Genomic DNA, 21,011 nt, shown 5'->3' on the forward strand with positions numbered 1-21,011 from the left:
TGGATGTGGACGCAGTTGATAAAAATTTAATCTATTTAGCTCAAACAGACACGACTGCTGGGTTTTGTTCGCAAAATTTAAAAAAGTTAAATGCTATCAAAAATCGCCCTGAAAATCAGCCTTGTTTGATAACTGTGGCGAAATTTGGCGAGTTAAAAAAGCTAGCTAGAGTGCCAAAAAAATATAAAAATTTAGTTAGAAAATCGCAAAAAACGACCATTTTATATCCAAATTTAAAGGCTATTAGAGTGGTAAAAGATGAAAAACATGCTAAATTTTTGGTTAAATTTGGTTGGATGTATTCTACTTCTGCAAATTTGCATGGGCAAAAATTTAACCTTGAGTTTGCAAAAAATGTAGTAGATGTTATCGCTGATAGCGAATTTAGCGAAAAGCAAGCATCGAGAATTTTCAAACTATCAAAAAACAAAATTAAAAAAATAAGATAAATTAATCAAAAAGTGTTAAGATAAGAAAATAAATAAAAGGATAAAAATGCAAGAATATATACAAAATTTAGAAAAAAATGGCTTTAGCGTAGTTGTCGTAGAGGACAAAAAAGAGGCGCTAGAGTTTGCAAAATCTATGATAAAAGCTGGTATGAGCGTTGGGCTTGGCGGCTCGACTACAGTCGAAGAAATCGGGCTTTTGGAGTATTTGACAAGTCTTGATGATATCACTTTGTATAATCAGTATGAAAAAGGCATAGATAAAGAAGAGAACACAAAACGCCGTAGAATGGGGCTAGTAAGTGATATCTACATCACAAGTTCCAACGCGATAACGCAAAATGGCGAGTTGGTAAACGCCGATGGTAGCGGAAACAGAGTCGCTGCGCAGATTTTTGGACCAAAAAATGTGCTTTTGGTTGTAGGGCAAAATAAACTAGTAAAAGATGAGCAAGAGGCAAGGCGTCGCATTTTAGAAGTAGCGGCTGTTAAAAACGTGGAAAGGCTAAATCAAGTTGCGATGTCACACAAGAAAGAGCGAAAATTTACAGTCGATAATATCTCAAGCAAATTTAGCCTAATCAGGCGCGATGAGCCTGGAAGAACGACGATAGTTTTAGTAAAAGAGGATTTGGGATTTTAGACTTTAATTGGCTTTTAAGTTAGCGGCTTGATAAGATAGACGGCGCGTATTTGGTTTATCTTATTTTTGGTTTGAAAAAAATAGATAAATAAGCAAAACAAAATTCGTTTTTGTTTTTGCCGCCGACTTAAACTAATAAAATTTTTATGACTAAAAACGCTTAATTTGTTTTACTCTTTTAGTACATTTTTTGGAGCTATGCCATTATTTAGCTTAAAGTTTGTTTATGAAATACTAAATAATTGTATTACCAATTTTTTATAGTAGGTGGTGTTTGATTATTTGTTAGCAAGTTACTATTTTGCTTGTTTTATGTTTGAATATGTTTGGAAATAACTGTTTTTTTAGTTAGAATATTACTAAAATAACCAAGACTTTTTAGTCAAAAAGGAGATAAGAGTATGAAAAAAGGTTTTAGGTTGATTAAGGTCATCATTGTTGTTGTATTGATCGGTCTATTTATGTCATTCCTGACATTTAGATTTATAGCACCAGCAACAGATTCAGCAAAGGCGCTTAATCTTAGTATGCAGCTAAAAACAGTAGAAACCGCATTGTCAAATTATTTTGCTGATACTGGTACATATCCGTGTAACATTAGGTTTTTATGGGAGAACCCTAGTAAAATAGTGGGCGACGGCACAGCAACTACAAGTAATATGTGTTATGACAGTGTATCTTTAATTGCCGGAGCAGGTGCTCAAGATGCGGGTGTATTAACTCGCTGGTCTGGTCCATATCTTACAAGTCCAGCTGTTATGCCAGGCGCACCCGATGTTTTACAAGCCGCACTTGGACAAGGTATTATTATTGGGGCTTCTATCACAAAAGATGGTGAGGTTAAACCGCTTGTTAATACAGCAAACCCTGAACCCGCAGCTACATTCATGAATGTTCTTGTTGTTACAGGACTTGAAGAAAGCAATATCCAAGCCGTATATAAATCTGTAAACGGTAACAGTATCGATGGTAAGAAAGCCCTTGACGAACTAAGCAAGGATGGTACGGGTGGTAAAGCAGGTCAAAATTTTGCAGATGCTTACGATGTAGCAAGTTCAAAAGTGGATTATAAACTGGGTGTAAGCAAATATGGTATGAGTAGTAGCTTATATGTAGTCTATAGATTTACTGGCGACTTTAGAGGTGTTGATGAGGACGCGGGCAACTAATCATTAATACCATCGAGAAGCTTTTAACGGGCTTCTCCGTCCCTTCTTAATAATACATAACATAAAATCAAGCATAAATGTGTTTTTATAAATTTAAGATTGATATCAAAAATTTATTAAAATCACCATTATGATTTTTAAATTTAAAGCTTGGTTTTAAACCCAAATCTGCTATATTTAAAATTTAAAAGCATATTTGCAACTCTTAGGTATTTTGTTTAAACTAACTTAAATTTAGCTATAAATTTTTACTGAATTTGGCTTCTGATACATGACAAAATAAAAGTTTAAATAATTTTTATATCTATTTTTATAAAATTTAAATATATAAAAATATAAATTTAGTTAATGTAATGTTGAAAATAAAATTAAAAAGTATATTTTAAATCGTGCAAAAACGTATTTATTTTCTAAAAGAGATAGGTTTTAGCAAATATTTAAGGCCAAAATCTTATAAAGAATAAATTTAACTACACACTTTATAAAGTGATATTTTATTTTTACTCTAAATTATAAAATGATAAATTTAAAAAATTGGAGCAAATATATAATAAATGCGAATCGTTTCCGAAAGAAATTTAGCAAACAAATCTATCCATCGTAGCTTACTAGCTTACTTTGTGGCAAATAATAAATTTAACATCACGCTAAAGATAAAAACCAAAGATAGCATTAAATACTTGTAAAATTTAATCAAGAAATTATAGTTATGATAAGTTAAAATTTAGCAATTTAAATAAAATTAGTCAAAAAATTTGACTAAAATTTAGATAAAACCATGCTTTTAAAATCCTAAAAGAAAAATTTTAACTATATGCAGGGTGCAGCCATTGCTTTTTGATTATTTTATCCTCTATAAAAATAGACTAAATTGCACTAAAAATGATAAAACTTAACTAGAAAATACTTCGAGTCATTAAAAGATAAATTTTTTGTTTGAATAAGTTTTGCAAAAACGATATCAAATTTTACAAGAATTTGGTACTTTGAAATTATAAACTTAGCTATGAAATCACTATAAATTTTACTATTTGGATGATTTAAATTTGTTAAATTTGCTGTGAAATTTAACAAATTTTTATAAGTAAACTAAATTTAAAAATAAACTAAAATTTAGTCTTTCTCTAACAATTTTCTTATAACATAACTCGCAAGAAACATACCAAAAGTAGCTGTAACTCCCATAAAACTTCCAAGCTTTTCGCAATTTGGCTCTTCGCTTGAGTAAACTACGTCAAAATCGCCTTTAAAGCCACTTTTCTTAAGCTCATAACGAAATTTTCTAGCTAACGGATCTGTGTTAGTCTTCCAGATGTTAGTTAGTTTTATAAGTTCGGGATTTAGCCGTTTTGCTCCACCCATTGAACTAACAAATTTAGGTTTGTTAGTGTTGTTAGCGATTTTGTTAGCAAGTGCAACTTTTGCTGGAATATCATCAATCGCATCAACAACAAAGTCAAATTTATCGAACTTAAAGTTGTTTATAAACTCATCATCTATCTTTATACATAAAGGCTCAATATGTGGAAATTTTTCTTTAAAAACATCGACCTTTTTCATACCTAAATTTTCACTTCCAAACTGTCTATTTTGATTTGTTATCTCAAAACAATCACAGTCAATCACAGTTAAATTTACAACCCCACTTCTAAAAAGCGCTTCTATGCACGCTCCACCAACGCCTCCACACCCACAAACTAGCACTTTTGCGTTTTGAAGCTTGTCAAAACTATCGTTAAAAAGCCATCTTGGGCGAGTAAATCTATCTATCTTATCCATTTTTGCACGCTTTCAAGCTCGTTATGCGATGTTAAATTTAAAGTTATCGGCGTCAAGCTTGCATAACCATCAACCAACGCTCCTATGTCAGAATTTGTGTTTTTATCCTTGTCAAAGTCTATGTTCATCTGACCTAGCCAAAAATACTCAAGTCCTCTTGGGTTTCTGTTAACTTGAGCTGAAGTTAAGTATGTTTTTTCTCCAGCTGCGACCACTTTTAGCCCCTTATAATCAGTTTTGCTAACAGCTGGAATGTTTAAATTTAAAAACTTTTTTTCAGGCAACGGGTAGCCGTTTTCAAAGATATTTTTAACAACTTTTAGCGAAATTTCGCACGCTAAGTCAAAGCCAAATTTATCCAAACTATCATTTAAGTAAAATTGCGAAATGCTAAGAGAAGGAATTCCATGCAAAACTCCCTCCATAGCGCCACCACAAGTGCCGGAGTATGTGATGTCTTCTGCGACATTTGCGCCATGATTTATGCCACTGATTATCAAATCTGGTTTTTTAGAATACAAAGAGTGAAGCGCTAAAAACACGCAATCAGCGGGTGTTGCATCATCAAGTTTGAAAAATCCATCATCAAGTTTTATAAATCTAAGCGGTTTTGTAAGGGTTAGCGAGTGTGCGCAAGCGGACTTTTCGCTACTTGGAGCTACAACTGTAACTCTTGCTATGCTTTTTAGGGCTCTTGCTAATTCTTTTAGCCCATCAGCTTCAAATCCATCATCGTTTGTGATAAGAATTTCTTTCAAATTTATGTCCTTAATCTAGTTAAAATTAGTAAAATTTAAGCGCTTAAAGCCCAGCTTTTTGGCAGACTTGTTCGCTTACTAAAAGTTCAAAAGCTGCCTTATCGGGATAGTCATAAAAGTATCTATGAACTTCATTAGCACCATGTTTTAATGTATTTCTAGCTGTTTTTAAGTTGCAAACTCTATTTACCAAATCTACTTGCATAAATTTAGCGGCTTTTATCTGCTCGTTTTGTGAAAGTTCGGTAAAATTAGGAGTAAATGAGTAGTTAAAAACTATATTATTTGTTTGTGCAAAAATATCTTCAAATATAATAAATCTATCTACTTGAATCTTTTTATTTCCTCCATAATTTAACTTAATTAATTTAATTGTATCCTCTACTGCTAGTTTTGCAGCTTCCTCTGGGCTTTTATCTTTTAATAAATTTTCATAATAACTTATTAATTTTGGATCTTGATAAATCTCCTTTTTTTCATAACTTGGGCTTTTTGCGCAACCTGTTAAAATAAATAAAATGGTTAGTAAAAATGCTAAATTTTTCATGTTATCTCCTTGAAAGCTCGGCTATTATAGCATATTTTGATATAATAAGCATAAAAATAAAAAAAGAGAAAAAAGATGAAAAAATACCTTATTTCTTGCCTTGAACCATCGGCGAATTTGCATTTTGGTGAGGTTTTAAAAGAGCTTAAAAAAAGCGCAAAATCTGGCGAAGAGTTTGAAATTTGCGGAATTTTTGATCCTAAATTTGCACAGCCGATTTATGCTAGCAGTGAGTTTTCGGCGATGGGGTTTGTCGAGATTTTACCGCTTATTTTTAAAGCGAAAAAGGCGCTTAAGCAGATGGTAGAGTTAGCTAAAGAGTGCGATGGCGTTTTGCTTATAGACTCGCCAGCTTTTAACCTTCCTTTGGCAAAAGCGCTAAAAAAGGCAAAAGTAAAAGCTAAAATCACCTACTACATACTTCCGCAAGTTTGGGCGTGGAAGCCAAAACGAGTCGAAAAGGTTGAGAAATACTGCGATAACCTAGCTTCGATTTTGCCGTTTGATGAGCAGTTTTATAACCGTAGTATTTATGTTGGACATCCGCTTCTTGATGAGATAAAATTTCAAAAACACGAAGCTATAAATAGCGGTAAAATCGCCTTTTTGCCAGGCTCAAGACGTTCTGAAATAATTCGATTGATGCCAGTTTTTAAAGAGTTGGCGACTAAATTTAAAGATAAAGAAAAAATCCTTCCAATCCCAGCTCATCTAATGGATAAAGTAGATGAAATTTATGGCGATGTTAGTGAGTTTAGTATCACAAATGACGCTCCAAAAGCGCTTTATGAAAGCGAGTTTGCCTTTGTTTGTTCAGGTACTGCGACGCTTGAAACCGCGCTTGTTGGCACGCCTTTAGTTTTGGCTTATAAAGCAAAAGCGATTGATATGTTTATCGCTAAAAGATTAGTAAATTTAACTCACGTTGGGCTTGCTAATATAATGTTTGATTTTATGAAAAAAGAGCCGTTGCATGAGGAATTTTTGCAAGATGAAGCAAACGCGCAAAATCTTTATAATGCCTATTTAAACTGCGATAGGACTAAATTTATAAAAGCGTGTGAGGAGCTTAGAGAGTATTTGAAATTTGGTAGTGCAAAAAATGTCTTAGCGCTATTAAAAGATAATTTTAACGATACAAAGATATAATTACAACAAAATTCTTAAGGATAAAAATGACAGCAGAACCAATGACCATTTATGGTTATGAAAAAATCACATCAGAGCTAAAAGATTTAAAAACAGTTCAACGCCCAAAAATCGTTGAAGAGATAGACATAGCGCGAAGTCATGGGGATTTAAAAGAAAACTCAGAGTATCACGCAGCAAGAGAAAAACAAGCATTTATCGAAGCTAGAATCGCAGAAATCAGCGATATTGTAAGTAGAGCTAAAGTGATTGATCCAAGCGAATACGAGCACGATAAGGTTAAATTTGGCTCAACTGTTACGATAATGGATGTTGATACAGAGCTTGAAAAAACCTACATCATCGTTGGCGTTAGCGAAAGTGATATCTCAAAAGGTTTGATTAACATAAACACCCCTCTTGTAAAACAGCTTCTTGGCAAAAGCGAGGGCGATCAAATCACGCTTCACTTGCCAAATGGCATAAGCGAAGTTGAGATTGTAAGTGTAGAGTATAAACCTATCAAATTTACATAAGGTTAAAAATGAAAAGAGTTGGAATCATCGGAGTAAGCGGATATACTGGAGTTGAGCTGGTTAAAATTTTGCTAAATCATCCAGAGTTTGAGTTAAGTTACTTAGCAGCGACAAGCGAAGGAAAAATCGATGAAATTTTTCCACAACTTAGCGGAGTTTGCGAACTTAAAGTCGAAGTTGCAAACGCAAAAACAGCAAGCTTGAGGTGCGATCTTGTTTTCTTAGCTTTGCCGCATGAAAAGGGGATGGAATTTGCTAGTGAAATTTTAAGTTTTGGAACGACAAAAGTGGTTGATTTATCGGCTGATTATCGTCTTAGTTTAGAACTTTATGAGAAAAATTATACAACTCACCAAGACAAAAAAAACCTAGCTAGCGCGGTTTATGGGCTTCCAGAACTTCATAGAAAGCGTATAAAGACTACAAATTTAGTAGCAAATCCAGGCTGCTATCCAACTTGCTCGATTTTGGCTATTTTGCCATTTTTGCCATTTTTAGATACTAAATTTGGCGTGATGATAGATGCAAAAAGTGGCGTAAGTGGCGCTGGAAAGAGCCTAAAACAAACAAGTCATTTTGTAAATGTAAACGAAAATATAAATGCCTACTCGCCACTATCCCATCGCCATGCCGATGAGATAAAAGAGCAAATCTCACTAGCTAAAAAAGAGCCGATTTCAACGCTTTTTGTTCCTCATCTTGTGCCACTAACTCGTGGAATGCTAGTAAGTGTTTTTGGAGTTTTAAACGAAAAAATAGATGAATTAGAAGTATTGCGCGAGTTTTATAAAGATGAGAAATTTGTGCGAGTAAGAAATGAGCCTGTGCAGGTTAAAAACGTAGTTGGAACAAATTTTTGTGATATTTTTGTAAAAAAATTAGATGGCAAAATTTGGGTAAATTCCGCTATTGATAACTTGCTTCGAGGAGCAAGCTCGCAAGCTGTGATAAATGCAAATTTGATGTGCGGGTTTGACGAGGGTTTAGGAATCCCAAATTTAGCTTATGGAATTTAAATGCAAATTATAAAAAGTGGCGCGATTTTTATCTCAGACTCTCACGAAAATGAAAAAAAGCTCTATTTTTTAGAGTTTTTAGAAGCTGTAAAAAGTGGTAAAATTCGCCCAACTCAGCTTTTTTTGATGGGCGATATGTTTGATTATCTCTCATTTACGGATTATTCGCGCAAGTTTTACGCTAAGCAAATTTTGCTTATAAATGAGATTTCTAAAAGCGTGCCTTGCTTTTATTTTGAGGGAAATCACGACTATAATTTAAACGAGATTTTTCCAAATGTGCAAGTTTTTGATATTTTCGCTCAGCCTGTTAAATTCTTGCTTGAAAATGGCGAAATTTGCGAACTTTTGCATGGCGATAGATTTATACCAAAAATTGATTTTAAGGTTTTGATGCTTTTGCGAAACAAGGCGTTTTTAAAGACGCTAAATTTCATAGATAATCTTATAAATTTTAAGATTACAAAAGCGATTTTAAAACATCAAGAAAAGAAAATTTTGTATAAAAAACATCCAAATTTCAAAGCCTTAATAGAGCAAAAAATTCACAACTATAGCGCTAAATTTATCATCGAAGGACACTATCATCAAGATGAAATTTTTAACTTTGATAAGAGAGTTTATATAAATTTAAACTCATACGCTGTTGAGCAAAAGTATTATGAGGCGAAATTTGAAAATGGGGAATTTAAACTAGTTGCTAAAAGCTTAAATTAGATATAATGACAAATTAAATTTAAAGGAAAATTATGATAAAACTTTGCGTTTTTGACTTTGACTCGACGCTTATGGATGGCGAAACTATCACATTTTTTGCTAAAAAAATGGGAGCTGGAGAAGAGGTAGCTAAGATCACAAAACAAGCGATGGCTGGCGAGCTTGATTTTTTTGAGAGTTTCACTAAACGAGTTGCATTTTTAAAGGGTATGAAAGAGAGCGATGCGATAGAGATAGCTAATAATTTGCCATTTATAAAAGGCGCTAAAGAGATTATAGAGTATTTAAAAAACAAAGGCATTAAAGTTGTAGTTTTTAGTGGAGGTTATCATATCGCAACAGACGCGGCAAAAGAAAAGCTTGGATATGACGCTAGTTTTGCAAACTACTTGCATATAAAAGATGGTGTTGCGACTGGATTTGCTGGTGGCGAGATGATGTTTGGCTACTCAAAAGGCAAGGTTTTAAAAGAGCTTAAAGCTTTAATGGGGCTTAAAAAAGAAGAGGTTATGACAGTTGGAGATGGAGCAAATGACATCTCAATGTTTAAAGAAGCTGGTCTTAAAATCGCATTTTGTGCTAACGAAGTGCTTAAAAAAGAGGCTGATTTTTGCGTGGATACTAAGGATTTAAAGGAGTTGATGAAGTATGTATAGTGGAAATTTTTCGCTTTGGTGTGATTTTTTAGAGCGCGATTTTATCGATGGTGAATTTAGAGAACTTATAAATGATGGCGTTTTTAACGGCGCTACATCAAATCCGGCGATTTTTAAAAATGCGATTTTAAACTCGCCAGCTTATAAAGAGAGCAAAGATAAATTTAGTAAAAAATCATCAAAAGAGCTATATGAAATTCTAGCAACGCAAGATATCAGAGTTGCGGCTGATATTATGCTTAAAAATTACGTAGATGGCGATGATGGGTTTGTTAGTTTAGAAGTTGATCCAAATTTAAGTGATAATTCTGAGGCCACTTTTAAAGAGGGGAAACGCCTTTATAGCACGATTGGTATGCCAAATGTGATGATAAAAGTTCCAGCTACAAAGCGTGGATATGAGGCGATGAGCGAGCTTATAAAAAAAGGGATAAATGTAAATGCAACTCTTATCTTCTCTCCAGATCAAACAGCTGAGTGCTTAGAAGCGTTTAAAGAAGGAACTAAAGCTTTTAAAAAACGTTTTGTAAAGGCGAATTTACCAAAAGCTGTGATTAGTATTTTTGTGAGTCGTTTTGATAGAATGCTTGATGAAAAGATGAAAAAAAATGGTCTTGAAGCTGGTAAAATCGGCATTTTAAACGCAACAAAATGCTACCATATGATACAAGAGGCAAATTTAGAAAACACTAGAGCACTTTTTGCAAGCACTGGCGTGAAAGGTGATGAGTTTAAAAAGTCGTATTATGTCGATGAACTGATGTTTAAAAACTGCATAAATACAGCCCCGCTTGATACTATAAAAGAGTTTATAAAGGGCGAAAAAGTGCTTAAAGAGCCAACTTCGCTTAAAGAAATAGATGCTTTTTTTAAGTCAGTAAAAGATACAAAGATAGACTTAAAAGGTGCGTATAAAGAGCTGCTTGATGATGGGCTAAAGCAGTTTGTAGTGGCGTTTGATGATATTTTAAAGGCGTTAAAATAGGAGGTTTTTATGTCAAATATATATTCTGAAGATATACAGAAAAAAAAGCTAAATGAGTATTTAAATTTTTTGATAAAACATGGAGGAAGCGACCTTCATATAAAATCAAATTCTCAAATTAGAGGTAGGATTAATGGCGATATAGTTAAATTTAGCCAAAAACCATTTCCAAAAAGTGAAGCTCTAGCTTTAGCAAAAGAGCTTTTAAGAGGAAGATTTGATGAGTTTATAGAGAAAAAAAGCTTAGATTTTACCTATAGGTTAAATGATGAGTATAGATTTCGTGTAAATATCTTTTTTCAAATCGATGGCGTGAGCGCTGTTTTTAGGACTATTCCTACGAAAATTCCAACCATTGATGATTTAAGGCTACCACAAGTTTTAAAAAAGATTTGCGATGAGAGTATGAGAGGGCTAGTTTTAGTTACTGGACCAACTGGAAGCGGTAAGACAACCACCATAGCAAGCATGCTAAATAGGATAAATAACACAAGAGCAAGTCATATAGTAACTATTGAAGATCCAGTTGAGTTTGTCTTTGAAGATAGTGAGTGTATTGTAAATCAAAGAGCTTTAGGGCAAGATTGTAACACCTTTTCAGACTCACTTCGAGCCGCACTTAGAGAAGATCCAGATATAATTTTTGTTGGCGAGATGAGAGATCTTGAGACAATTGAAACCGCGCTTCATGCAGCTGAAACTGGACACTTAGTCTTTTCTACCTTGCACACACTTGATGCAAAAGAGAGCATAAATAGGATAATCGGTATGTTTGAACCAAGCGAGCAATCAAGGATAAAGATATCATTTGCCTCTGTTTTAGAAGCCGTTATTTCTCAACGACTTGCAGTAACAACAGATGGAAGAAGAACTCCAGTAGTTGAGGTTTTGCGCAAAAATGTTCGTATAAAAGATATGATTTTATCTGATAGATATAGTGAAGTGACTGACGCGATTAGAGATGGTAAGAATACTTATGGTATGCAAACTTTTGATCAGCACCTTTTAGAGCTTTATACAGCTGGAATCATAAGCAAAGAAGAAGCACTTGATAAGAGTACAAACAGAAGCGATCTTAATATAGGTATCAAAAACATTATGCTAAAACAAAAAGCTGATGGTCAAAGTGGTGGCGATGAATACAAAGAGGATATAAAATTACAAGATGTTTAGTAAATTCATCTTAAATTTATTAAATTTTTGATATTATCATAATTTACTTCAAAAAAAGGACAATTATGCTAGAAGGTATAGTTAGAGAGAGTATCGGTAAAAAGTCTGCCAAGGCTTTAAAAAGAGATGGTTATCTAATCGCTAATATTTATGCGAAAGGATTAGAAAATGTCAATGCGGCATTTAAAACAAATGAATTTATCAAATTTGTAAGAGATAAAGAGAATTTGGCTTTTGATATAAAAGTTGGCGCAAATACATATAAAGTAGTAGTTGAAGAGTATCAAAAACACCCAGTGACAAACATGATAACTCATGTTGATTTAAGAGTTGTTTTAGATGATTTAGTTTCAAAATACTACATTCCTGTAAAAGTAACAGGTATAGCAAAAGGTCTTAAAAACAAAGGTGTTTTAGTTCAGTCAAAAAGAAGACTTCCGGTTCAATGCGCTGGCAAAGATCTTCCAAACGCGTTTGTTTTAGATGTTACAGAGCTTGATACTGGTGATTCAATCCTAGTTAGAGATATTCAAATTCCACAAAATGTTACTATGCTTGAGTCTGCAAGCGTAGCTGTTGTTGGAGTTTTGACAGCTAAGTAAGCGTATGATACTTGTTGTTGGTCTTGGAAATCCGGGCGCACAGTATGCTGATACAAGGCACAACATAGGCTTTATGCTAGTAGATAAAATGCTTGAAGATGACGGTTTTACCGATGTTAGTTCAAGTAAATTTCAAGGCGAGCTTTATAAAAAAGGCTCGCTTCTTCTTTTAAAACCTCAAACTTATATGAATGTCAGCGGATATAGCGTAAAAATGGTTAAAGACTTTTATAAACCAGAGCGCGTGATAGTAGTTCATGATGATATAGACTTAAATTTTGGAGCTGTAAAATTTAAAATCGGCGGAAGCAGTGGCGGACACAACGGTATAAAATCAATCGATAGTTTAATCGGCGTAGAGTATGAAAGGGTTAGAGTTGGTATCGGACGAGGAAAAGGCAATGTGGCTGGATTTGTGTTGTCTAAATTTGAAGATGATGAACAAAAAAAGCTAGAAGCGATTTTATCTCACACCAAAAAAGCTACCCAATTTTTACTAAAGTCTGATTTAGAAACCACAAGAGCAAAATTTAGCATAAAAGATATACAAAATGAAGTTATATAGTAGATACATCGGATATGTTTATTTAAAATATCTTTTTATTTTATTCATTGCGCTTGAGCTTTTTTACGTTGGTATAGATGTTCTTACTAACTTAAAAGATCTCCCGCAAAGTGCGAATTTACAGCTACTTTATCTTGGTTTTACAGCTCTTAGCGCGATTGGTTACACGCTTCCATTAAGCTTGATTTTTGCGATGATTATAACTAAATTTAATATGATAAGAAGCAATGAGCTTATTAGCTTTTACTCTCTTGGTATAAGTAGAAATGCCATTATAAAAGTGCCATTTTTTATAGCTTTAGCAATTAGTCTTTTATATATTTATCTAAACTCAACGCCATTTGCCTATGTAAATGAGTATAAAAATAACTTATCAAGTTTTAATGCAGTTGGCAAAGTCAGTAGCGGAATGTTTCTAAAATATGGCGATAAATACATATATGTAAAAGAGTTAAATTCTTTAGCAAATGCAGCTAAAGATATAAAGATATTTTATTTAAAAAATGGCGATTTAACCAAATTAACCGATGTTAAAACAGCGACCTATAATGCGAAAAAATGGACATTTTACGATGTGAATTCTACAACAATTCCATCAAATTTAGCCATTGGGAATGATGGTTTGAAGTATGAATTTAGCACAAAATTTGAAGATTTAGCCGGTTTTGATCCAACAAGTATAGAAAAAATTTATGATTCATCAAACATTTACTCGATTAAAGATGCGCTAAATTCTATAAAAACGTTTAAAAATCAAGGCGTAAATATAGACGGCATAAAAGCAAATTTATACTCACTAATTTTCACGCCTTTGTTTGCGCCACTTATGGTTTTGATACTGTATTACTATCTTCCAGCAAGTGGGCGGTTTTTTAACCTTGCGCTTTTAAGCTTTGGATTTTTTATAGTTACGCTATCTTTATGGGGAGTGCTTTTTGTGATGACAAGATTTGCGCTTAGTGGAGTTATAATCCCAGAAGTTGGGATAATTTTGCCTATAATTTTGCTATTTTGTTATGCTTGTTATCTTGTTTTAAAGCACCGTTAAGATTTTTTAAGTAAATTATTGTAAAATCTATATTTATTTATTTTCAAGAGGATTTATATGGACTATAAACAGCTTGCCAAAACTTACGAAACACCACTTTACATTTATGATTTTAATCAGATAAAAAAGAGATATCTAGAGCTTAAAAACTCATTTGCAGGAAGAAAATCTCTAGTTTGTTACGCTGTAAAAGCAAACTCAAATTTAAGCTTGTTAAAGCTTTTAGCAAATTTAGGTTCTGGATTTGACTGCGTTAGCTTTAACGAAGTTAGAAGAGCGATTTTAGCAGGAGCTGATAGATATAAGATAATATATTCAGGAGTTGGAAAGCAAGATAGTGAGATAAAAGATGCTATAAACGCAAACATTTTGATGATAAATGTCGAAAGTAGCGCCGAACTTGATAGAATCGAAGAAATCGCAAAAAGCCTAGATAAAATAGCAAGAATCAGCATAAGAGTAAATCCAAATATCGATCCAAAAACCCATCCATACATCTCAACTGGACTTAACGAAAACAAATTTGGTGTGAATATAAATGAAGCAAAAAAGATGTATATCAAAGCAAAAAATAGTCAGTTTTTAAATCCGATTGGCATACATTTTCACATAGGAAGCCAGCTTATTGATATCATGCCAGTTCATGAAGCAGCGCAAATCGTGTCAAATTTAATGAGAGAATTAAAAGCGTTAGAAATTGATATTAAATTTTTTGATATCGGCGGTGGCGTTGGAATACGTTATAAAGATGAAAAAAATGTCGATTTATACGAGTATGCACAAGGAATTTTATCAGCGCTTAAAGGTCAAGATGAGACTATCGTGTGTGAGCCAGGTCGTTTTATCGTAGGCGAAAGTGGCGTGCTTTTGACAAAAGTTTTATATGAAAAAGTTAATAACGATAAAAGATTTGTCGTAGTAGATGGCGCGATGAACGATCTTTTGCGCCCGAGTCTATATGGCGCTTATCATGAGATTGAAGCTTTGGCGGATGGCTTGAATTTAAGCAAATGCGATATCGTTGGCCCGATTTGTGAAAGTGGCGATTTTTTAGGAAAAGATAGAGATATGCCAGAGCTTAAAAGTGGCGATTTGCTTGTTGTAAAATGCGCTGGAGCTTATGGTTTTGGCATGGCAAGCAACTACAACTCAAGGTGTAAAGCCGCAGAAGTTGCTATAGAAGATGGCAAGGCTAGGCTTATTAGAAAACGAGAAAAATTTGAAGATTTGGTCGCAAACGAAATCGAATTTATAGGAGAATAAGTGCAAAATATCGATGATTTACGAGGCTGCATTGATGGTGTGGATAACCAAATTTTAAAGCTTTTAGATGAGCGAATGGGCTATGTTAAAAAAATTGGAGAGCTAAAAAACTCCAGTGGAGCGACTATATACAGACCAGAACGCGAAAAAGCTATCATCAGCCGCTTAGAAAGTGAGCATAGCTATAACTTAGGTAAAAAGGCGATTGAGGCGATATTTTTCGAGATTTTCTCTGTTTCAAGAAATTTAGAAAAACCACAAGTTGTAGCTTTTCTTGGACCTTTTGGAACATACACTCATCAAGCCGCAAAGAGCCGTTTTGGCGCAGTTAGCACCTATCTTCCGCTAGCTTCGATTGAAGCGGTTTTTAAAGAGCTTGACAACAAAGAAGCTCGTTATGGCGTAGTTCCTATAGAAAACAACACTGAAGGTGGCGTGGGAGCGACGTTTGATTGTCTTGGCGAGTATGAAGGTATAAAAATCGTGGCTGAAATTTATATGGATATCCACCACTGTTTTGTAAGCAATGAAGAGAATATAAAAGATATAGATAAAATTTATTCTCATCCTCAAGGTTATAATCAGTGCTTAAAATTCTTAGAAGATCATGGCTTAAATGAGATAGAATTTATCCCTACAAAATCAACTGCATTAGCAGCAAAAATGGCAGCGCAAACTCCAAATTCAGCAGCTATTTGTTCGCAGATTGCTGCAAATATTTTTAAAGTGCCGATGATGTTTGAAACGATTGAAGATAACTTAGCAAACAGAACAAGGTTTTTTATCTTAAGCGATTTTAAAAACGCCAAAACAAACCACGATAAAACTTCGATTATGGCAAAAACAGATCATAAACCAGGCGCTTTGGTTGAGCTTTTGCAGATGTTTAGAAATGAGGGTATAAATTTAACTAAACTTGAGAGCAGACCGATAAAAAAGAAAGATTTTAAGACAAATTTCTATATAGATTTTGAGGGTCATATAGATGATGAGAGGGTAAAAAAGGTTCTTTTAATGGCTAAAAAAGAGGGTCATGAGATCTCATGGCTTGGAAGTTATATGAATGGAGATGAAAGATGAAATTTAACGATGTGTTAGAAAATTTGACAAATTACGAAGCTGGAAAACCGATTGAGCTTGTTGTTAGAGAATTTGGCGTAAAAGAAAAAGATGTTTTAAAACTAGCAAGTAACGAAAATCCAATGGGAACTAGCAAAAAAGTTCAAAAAGCTCTGAAAAAGGCAGCCGCTCACGCACATTTATATCCAGATGATAGTATGTTTGAGCTAAAAGACGCGCTTTCTAGCAAGTATAAAATCAAACCAGAAAATATCATCATCGGCTCTGGAAGCGATCAAGTTATAGAGTTTGCTTTGCATGCAAAGACAAACTCAAAAAATGCTATTTTGGTGGCTGGAACGACATTTGCGATGTATGAAATTTATGCTAAACATACGGGCGCTAAAATTTATAAAACTCAGTCAAAACAGCATGATTTAGATGAATTTAGTAAAATTTATAAAGAGAAAAAAGATGAAATTTCAGTCATATTTTTATGTATTCCAAACAACCCATTAGGCGAGTGTTTGGATAGAAAAGATGTGTATAAATTTATCCAAAGCATTGATAAAGATGTGCTTGTTATCATCGATGGCGCTTATAACGAGTTTGCCACTTTTAAAGATAGCAAAAAAGAGATAAAACCAAAAGATTTATTAGATAAATTTAGTAATGTTTTATATCTTGGAACATTTTCTAAAATTTATGGACTCGGCGGAATGCGCATAGGTTATGGTATCGCAAGCGAGCAGATTATAAAAGCACTTTCAAAGCTAAGAGCGCCATTTAACGTAACGACTCCAAGCTTAGTTGCTGCACTTGAAGTTTTAAAAGATGAGAAATTTGTAGAAGATACTTTGAAAAACAACTTAAAAGAGATGAAAAAGTACGAGAAATTTGCTAAGAAAAATGGACTTGAGTTTATCCCAAGTTATACAAATTTCATAACATTTTTGTTTAAAAAACAAGACTCAAGCGAAATTTGCGACAAGCTTTTAAGACAGGGCATAATTTTGCGAAATTTAAAAGGTTATGGAATGAACGCCATTCGCATTACCATAGGACTTCCTAAAGATAATCAAAGAGTTTTAAAAGCATTAAAAGAGCTTTTGTAAAAACGTTAAAAAGTGGAGATAAAAAGTAGTGGATATAAAAGATAAAAACATAGATGAGTTAAAAACGCTTTGTAGCGATATCAGAGAGAGAATTTTAAATGTCGTTAGTAAAAACGGCGGACACCTTAGCTCAAATATCGGCGCAGTTGAGATAATAGTGGCGATGCACTATGTTTTTGATGTAAAAAAAGACCCATTTATTTACGATGTAAGTCATCAAAGTTACGCACATAAACTTTTAACAGATAGATGGGATGAGTTTAGCACCTTGCGTCAGTTTGGCGGTATTAGCGGATATACAAAGCCAAATGAGAGCGAGTATGACTACTTTGTAGCAGGGCATAGCTCTACTTCTATCTCGCTTGCTGTTGGTGCTGCAAAAGCGATAAAACTAAAGGGCGAAGACAGACTTCCAGTAGCACTTATCGGAGATGGGGCGATGAGCGCTGGAATGGCTTATGAAGCGCTAAATGAACTAGGCGATAAAGAGTATCCTTGTGTTGTCATTTTAAACGATAATGAGATGTCTATCTCAAAGCCAATCGGAGCGCTTAGCAAGTATCTTTCTCAGCTTATGGCAGGACAAAGCTATCAAAGATTTAAAGATAAGGTTAATAAATTTCTCTCATATATGCCAGATACTGCCGCTTATATGGCAAAGCGTTTTGAAGAGGGATTTAAGCTTATAACTCCAGGAATGCTCTTTGAAGAGCTAGGACTTGAATACATAGGTCCAGTCGATGGGCATGATATAGAGGGGCTAATCCAGACTTTCAAAGTAGCAAAAGAGATGAAAAAACCGGTTATCGTTCATGCTCAAACCTTAAAAGGAAAAGGCTATGAAAAAGCTGAGGGATATGATGAAAACTGGCATGGAGTAGGGCCTTTTGATATCGAAAGTGGCGAATTTATAAAAAAAGTAGCTAGAAAAAATGCAACCACAATCTATGCTCAAAATTTACTAAATTTAGCCGCAAAACATAAAAATATAGTTGGCGTAACAGCTGCTATGCCAAATGGAACGGGGCTTGATAAGCTTATAGAGGTCTATCCTGAGCGGTTTTGGGATGTGGCGATAGCTGAGCAACATGCAGTAACTTCGATGGCGGCGATGGCAAAAGAGGGTTTTAAACCATACATTACGATTTATTCGACATTTTTACAACGCGCGTATGATCAAGTTATACATGATTGTGCGATTATGAATTTAAATGTTGTTTTTGCGATGGATAGAGCTGGAATCGTTGGCGAGGACGGCGAAACACATGAGGGTGTTTTTGATATCAGTTATCTAAATGCAGTGCCAAATATCTCGATGTGTGCGCCAAGAAGCGAAGAGAGTTTTGCAAAAATTCTTGAGTATTCATACGAGCATTGTGGACCTTTGGCGGTTCGTTATCCAAGAGGAAATTTTATCTTAGATGATGAGTTTGGCTGTGAGAATGTAGAGTTTGCAAAGGCAAATTTACTTGTTGATAACGGCTCAAACACAAGCTTTATAGGATATGGTAATGGAGTTGGAAGAGCGTATGAAGTTATGCAAATTTTAACTGATTTAAAGCCAAATTTGATTGATTTAGTCTTTGCAAAACCACTTGATAGAGAGTTTTTGCTAAATTTAGCATCATATTCAAAAATTTGGTATATTTTTAGCGACTCAGCTAAAAAAGGTGGAGTTGGCGAAATTTTATCATCATTTTTGCAAGATGAGAAAATTTTTGATGTTAAAGTTATATCTTTTGAACTTCCAGATATCTTCATCCCGCACGGTAAAACGCCAGATGTAGAGCGAAATTTAGGAGTTGACGCACGCAGTCTTTCTGAAAAAATACTAAATAATAAAAAATCTTAACAAATATAAACTTAGTTTAATAATTTTATGATACAATTTCGCAAAATTAATAAAGGAGCCATATGAGCCATATCGAACTTTTAAAAGATTGCGGTTTAAAAGCTACTCCTCAAAGACTTTGCGTTCTTAAGGTTTTAGGAAAGCACACGCATCCAACTATAGATGAGCTTTATGATGATATAAAACAAGATTATCCTTCTATATCACTTGCTACGGTTTATAAGAACTTAAATACGCTCATAGAGCAAGGATTAGTCGTTGAAGTTAGTATACCAAACCAAAAGTCTAAATTTGATATTTATGAGTATCCGCACATTCACGTTGTGTGCGAAAAATGCGGATTTGTAAGAGACTTTGATGCTAAAGAATTTGCTATACAAGAGTGCCATCAAAGCATTGAGCGAGCAGTTGGAAATATCGTAAAAAAACTAAACATCGTAGCAACTGTGCCTGACTGCGAGCATTGTAGATAAACCCTTTATTCTTTAAGCACTAATTTGCTAAAATATACTCACTTTAACTAGGAGGTGATATATGGAGATTGAACGCAAATTTTTGCTTGAAGACTCTTCTTTGCTAAAACTACTTTTTGAAAAAAACGTAACTATATATAAAACCTCTATAAAACAATTCTATACCGAAATTTCTAAATTTAGCGAAATCAGATATAGAAAAAAAGATGAAATTTACTATCTCACAAACAAAGCAGGAGCTGGCTTAGTGCGAGATGAACTTGAGGTTGTTATCTCAAAAAATGAGTATAAAGAGGCTAAAAACAAGAGAATTTCTCACATCATATCAAAAGATAGATATAGCTTTTTTTTAGATGAACTTGAGTATTTTTTAGATGTTTATCACGATTTTTTGTCCCCACTTGTAACTTTAGAAATCGAATTTAAAAGCGTAGAAGATGCAAATGAGTTTAAATTTGACACTATTTTTGAAAATGTGGTTAAAAAAGAGATAACTCAAGATGAAAGATATAAAAACAAAAATTTATCACTATATGCTAATCCAAAGTGCGAATTTGAGTGCAATAAAGCATTAATCGCTATTAAAAAAAGTCCAAATTTAGAGCTTAAATTTCCTTCATACATCGATGCAAGCGATGGGTTTAGACTACTTTTTAACCAAATTTATCAAAAGATTAAAACATTAAAACAAAGTTATATAGACTCGCCAGATGCTGAGGTTTTACATCAACTTAGGGTAAATTTAAGAAAAAGTAGAAGCCTTTTAAAGCTTGCTAGAAGCTTATATGATGAAAGAGTTATCGCGCAGATTTTAAATGGGCTTAAAATGGTAGCAAACAGGACAAATGAAAAAAGAGATTTTGATGTTTTTATACAGTATTTAAAAGATGTTGAAAATTCTAGTGAGATTTTAAAAAGCCTTGAGTTCGTAAGTCAAAGCAAACAAGGAGATGTTGGCGAGTTTTTGGTTTCAAAAGAGGTTGAAGAATTTTTCTTAGATTATGAAAATTTCTTAAGCGACGATAGTGGATTTTATAAAAAAGATAGCAAAGTGATGAAGAAATTTATCGCTTTTATTATAAGAAAAGAGATAATAGGACTTGAAAAAAGGTTTGCAAAACTCGATGATGAAAGGGAAAATGAGTATTTTCACGCTACAAGAATCGAGCTTAAAAAGCTAAGGTATCTTTTTGAAAGTTTTAAAACAATGTTTGATATAGAGGCGTTTGATGATGGATTTGCAAGGCTTAAAAAGATGCAAGTTGTGTTTGGCGAGCTTCAAGATAGAGATGTCTGGTGTGATATCATTGATATGTATGATAAGGGTGAAATGGCGCACTTTATGCAGGCTCAAAAGGGTGAAATCTCAGTGCAAATGTTTAAGCTAAGAGGTCAAATTCTTGATAAAAAACCTAAATTTATCAAACAAATAAGAAAAATTTCAAAAATTTTAAAAGCATATTACTAAAGGAAATTTA

The 21,011-nt window shown here is 33.8% G+C and carries 22 protein-coding genes; 19 read left to right on the forward strand and 3 right to left on the reverse strand.

The features are described from left to right. Positions 1–5: 5 nt before the first annotated feature. The 3 genes from CGEO_RS01380 to CGEO_RS01390 all read left to right on the forward strand — a co-directional run bounded on the left by CGEO_RS01380 (position 6) and on the right by CGEO_RS01390 (position 2,261). Positions 6–449 carry a Sua5/YciO/YrdC/YwlC family protein gene (locus tag CGEO_RS01380; RefSeq protein ID WP_242647981.1) on the forward strand — a complete coding sequence of 148 codons (444 nt, stop codon included), beginning with the start codon at positions 6–8 and terminating at the stop codon, positions 447–449. 46 nt (positions 450–495) lie between these two features. After that, positions 496–1,092 carry a lactate utilization protein gene (locus CGEO_RS01385; protein ID WP_075493721.1) on the forward strand — a complete coding sequence of 199 codons (597 nt, stop codon included), beginning with the start codon at positions 496–498 and terminating at the stop codon, positions 1,090–1,092. Positions 1,093–1,493: 401 nt separating this feature from the next. Then, a complete protein-coding gene (locus tag CGEO_RS01390) occupies positions 1,494–2,261 on the forward strand; it encodes a hypothetical protein (RefSeq protein ID WP_075539855.1) in 768 nt (255 codons plus the stop codon). Positions 2,262–3,374: 1,113 nt separating this feature from the next. Here the strand turns inward: CGEO_RS01390 and CGEO_RS01395 are convergent. Genes CGEO_RS01395 through CGEO_RS01405 form a run of 3 tightly spaced genes read right to left on the reverse strand, consistent with a single transcriptional unit; the run spans position 3,375 to position 5,345 of the window. Then, a complete protein-coding gene (locus CGEO_RS01395; protein ID WP_075539854.1) occupies positions 3,375–4,040 on the reverse strand; it encodes a tRNA threonylcarbamoyladenosine dehydratase in 666 nt (221 codons plus the stop codon). Continuing rightward, positions 4,028–4,798 (reverse strand): 5'/3'-nucleotidase SurE, encoded by a 771-nt coding sequence (surE, locus tag CGEO_RS01400; protein ID WP_075539853.1) that lies wholly within the window; start codon positions 4,796–4,798, stop codon positions 4,028–4,030. The genes CGEO_RS01395 and surE overlap by 13 nt, the downstream gene beginning before the upstream one ends. A 43-nt stretch (positions 4,799–4,841) precedes the next feature. After that, on the reverse strand, positions 4,842–5,345 hold the full coding sequence (locus CGEO_RS01405) for a hypothetical protein (RefSeq protein WP_075493714.1): 504 nt from the start codon (positions 5,343–5,345) through the stop codon (positions 4,842–4,844). A 75-nt stretch (positions 5,346–5,420) separates the two neighbouring features. Between CGEO_RS01405 and lpxB the strand changes: the two genes are divergently transcribed. The 16 genes from lpxB (at position 5,421) to CGEO_RS01485 (ending at position 21,001) form a co-directional block, all read left to right on the forward strand. Further along, the gene (lpxB, locus tag CGEO_RS01410) at positions 5,421–6,494 is read left to right on the forward strand and encodes a lipid-A-disaccharide synthase (RefSeq protein WP_075493712.1); all 1,074 of its coding nucleotides are present in this window, start codon (positions 5,421–5,423) and stop codon (positions 6,492–6,494) included. A 26-nt stretch (positions 6,495–6,520) separates the two neighbouring features. Then, positions 6,521–7,009, forward strand: coding sequence for a transcription elongation factor GreA (greA, locus tag CGEO_RS01415; protein ID WP_075493711.1), 489 nt, complete (start codon positions 6,521–6,523; stop codon positions 7,007–7,009). A gap of 8 nt (positions 7,010–7,017) precedes the next feature. Then, on the forward strand, positions 7,018–8,025 hold the full coding sequence (gene argC / locus CGEO_RS01420; RefSeq protein ID WP_075539852.1) for an N-acetyl-gamma-glutamyl-phosphate reductase: 1,008 nt from the start codon (positions 7,018–7,020) through the stop codon (positions 8,023–8,025). Continuing rightward, positions 8,026–8,742 (forward strand): UDP-2,3-diacylglucosamine diphosphatase, encoded by a 717-nt coding sequence (locus CGEO_RS01425; RefSeq protein ID WP_075493707.1) that lies wholly within the window; start codon positions 8,026–8,028, stop codon positions 8,740–8,742. A 32-nt stretch (positions 8,743–8,774) separates the two neighbouring features. Then, positions 8,775–9,398 carry a phosphoserine phosphatase SerB gene (serB, locus tag CGEO_RS01430; protein WP_075493705.1) on the forward strand — a complete coding sequence of 208 codons (624 nt, stop codon included), beginning with the start codon at positions 8,775–8,777 and terminating at the stop codon, positions 9,396–9,398. Next, the gene (locus CGEO_RS01435) at positions 9,391–10,383 is read left to right on the forward strand and encodes a transaldolase (RefSeq protein WP_075493703.1); all 993 of its coding nucleotides are present in this window, start codon (positions 9,391–9,393) and stop codon (positions 10,381–10,383) included. The genes serB and CGEO_RS01435 overlap by 8 nt, the downstream gene beginning before the upstream one ends. A 9-nt stretch (positions 10,384–10,392) precedes the next feature. Beyond that, on the forward strand, positions 10,393–11,556 hold the full coding sequence (locus CGEO_RS01440; RefSeq protein WP_075539851.1) for a type IV pilus twitching motility protein PilT: 1,164 nt from the start codon (positions 10,393–10,395) through the stop codon (positions 11,554–11,556). 65 nt (positions 11,557–11,621) lie between these two features. Then, positions 11,622–12,158, forward strand: a complete 537-nt coding sequence (locus tag CGEO_RS01445) for a 50S ribosomal protein L25/general stress protein Ctc (RefSeq protein WP_075493699.1) — start codon at positions 11,622–11,624, stop codon at positions 12,156–12,158. A gap of 4 nt (positions 12,159–12,162) precedes the next feature. Next, positions 12,163–12,723, forward strand: a complete 561-nt coding sequence (gene pth, locus CGEO_RS01450; protein WP_075531362.1) for an aminoacyl-tRNA hydrolase — start codon at positions 12,163–12,165, stop codon at positions 12,721–12,723. Continuing rightward, positions 12,710–13,771, forward strand: a complete 1,062-nt coding sequence (locus tag CGEO_RS01455; protein WP_075493695.1) for an LptF/LptG family permease — start codon at positions 12,710–12,712, stop codon at positions 13,769–13,771. Before pth ends, CGEO_RS01455 begins: the two co-directional genes overlap by 14 nt. A gap of 57 nt (positions 13,772–13,828) precedes the next feature. Further along, positions 13,829–15,034 carry a diaminopimelate decarboxylase gene (lysA, locus tag CGEO_RS01460; protein ID WP_075531363.1) on the forward strand — a complete coding sequence of 402 codons (1,206 nt, stop codon included), beginning with the start codon at positions 13,829–13,831 and terminating at the stop codon, positions 15,032–15,034. Beyond that, entirely contained in the window at positions 15,035–16,114 is a 1,080-nt protein-coding gene (gene pheA, locus CGEO_RS01465; protein ID WP_075531364.1) for a prephenate dehydratase, read from the forward strand. Then, a complete protein-coding gene (gene hisC / locus CGEO_RS01470; RefSeq protein WP_075493689.1) occupies positions 16,111–17,208 on the forward strand; it encodes a histidinol-phosphate transaminase in 1,098 nt (365 codons plus the stop codon). The genes pheA and hisC overlap by 4 nt, the downstream gene beginning before the upstream one ends. Positions 17,209–17,236: 28 nt before the next feature. Then, positions 17,237–19,060 (forward strand): 1-deoxy-D-xylulose-5-phosphate synthase, encoded by a 1,824-nt coding sequence (dxs, locus tag CGEO_RS01475; RefSeq protein ID WP_075539850.1) that lies wholly within the window; start codon positions 17,237–17,239, stop codon positions 19,058–19,060. A 62-nt stretch (positions 19,061–19,122) separates the two neighbouring features. Further along, positions 19,123–19,533, forward strand: a complete 411-nt coding sequence (locus tag CGEO_RS01480; protein WP_075493685.1) for a Fur family transcriptional regulator — start codon at positions 19,123–19,125, stop codon at positions 19,531–19,533. Between the two features lie 61 nt (positions 19,534–19,594). Continuing rightward, on the forward strand, positions 19,595–21,001 hold the full coding sequence (locus tag CGEO_RS01485; protein WP_075539849.1) for a CYTH and CHAD domain-containing protein: 1,407 nt from the start codon (positions 19,595–19,597) through the stop codon (positions 20,999–21,001). The last annotated feature ends 10 nt before the right edge of the window (positions 21,002–21,011 follow it).

The organism is Campylobacter geochelonis (genome assembly GCF_013201685.1).
Classification (GTDB): domain Bacteria; phylum Campylobacterota; class Campylobacteria; order Campylobacterales; family Campylobacteraceae; genus Campylobacter_B; species Campylobacter_B geochelonis.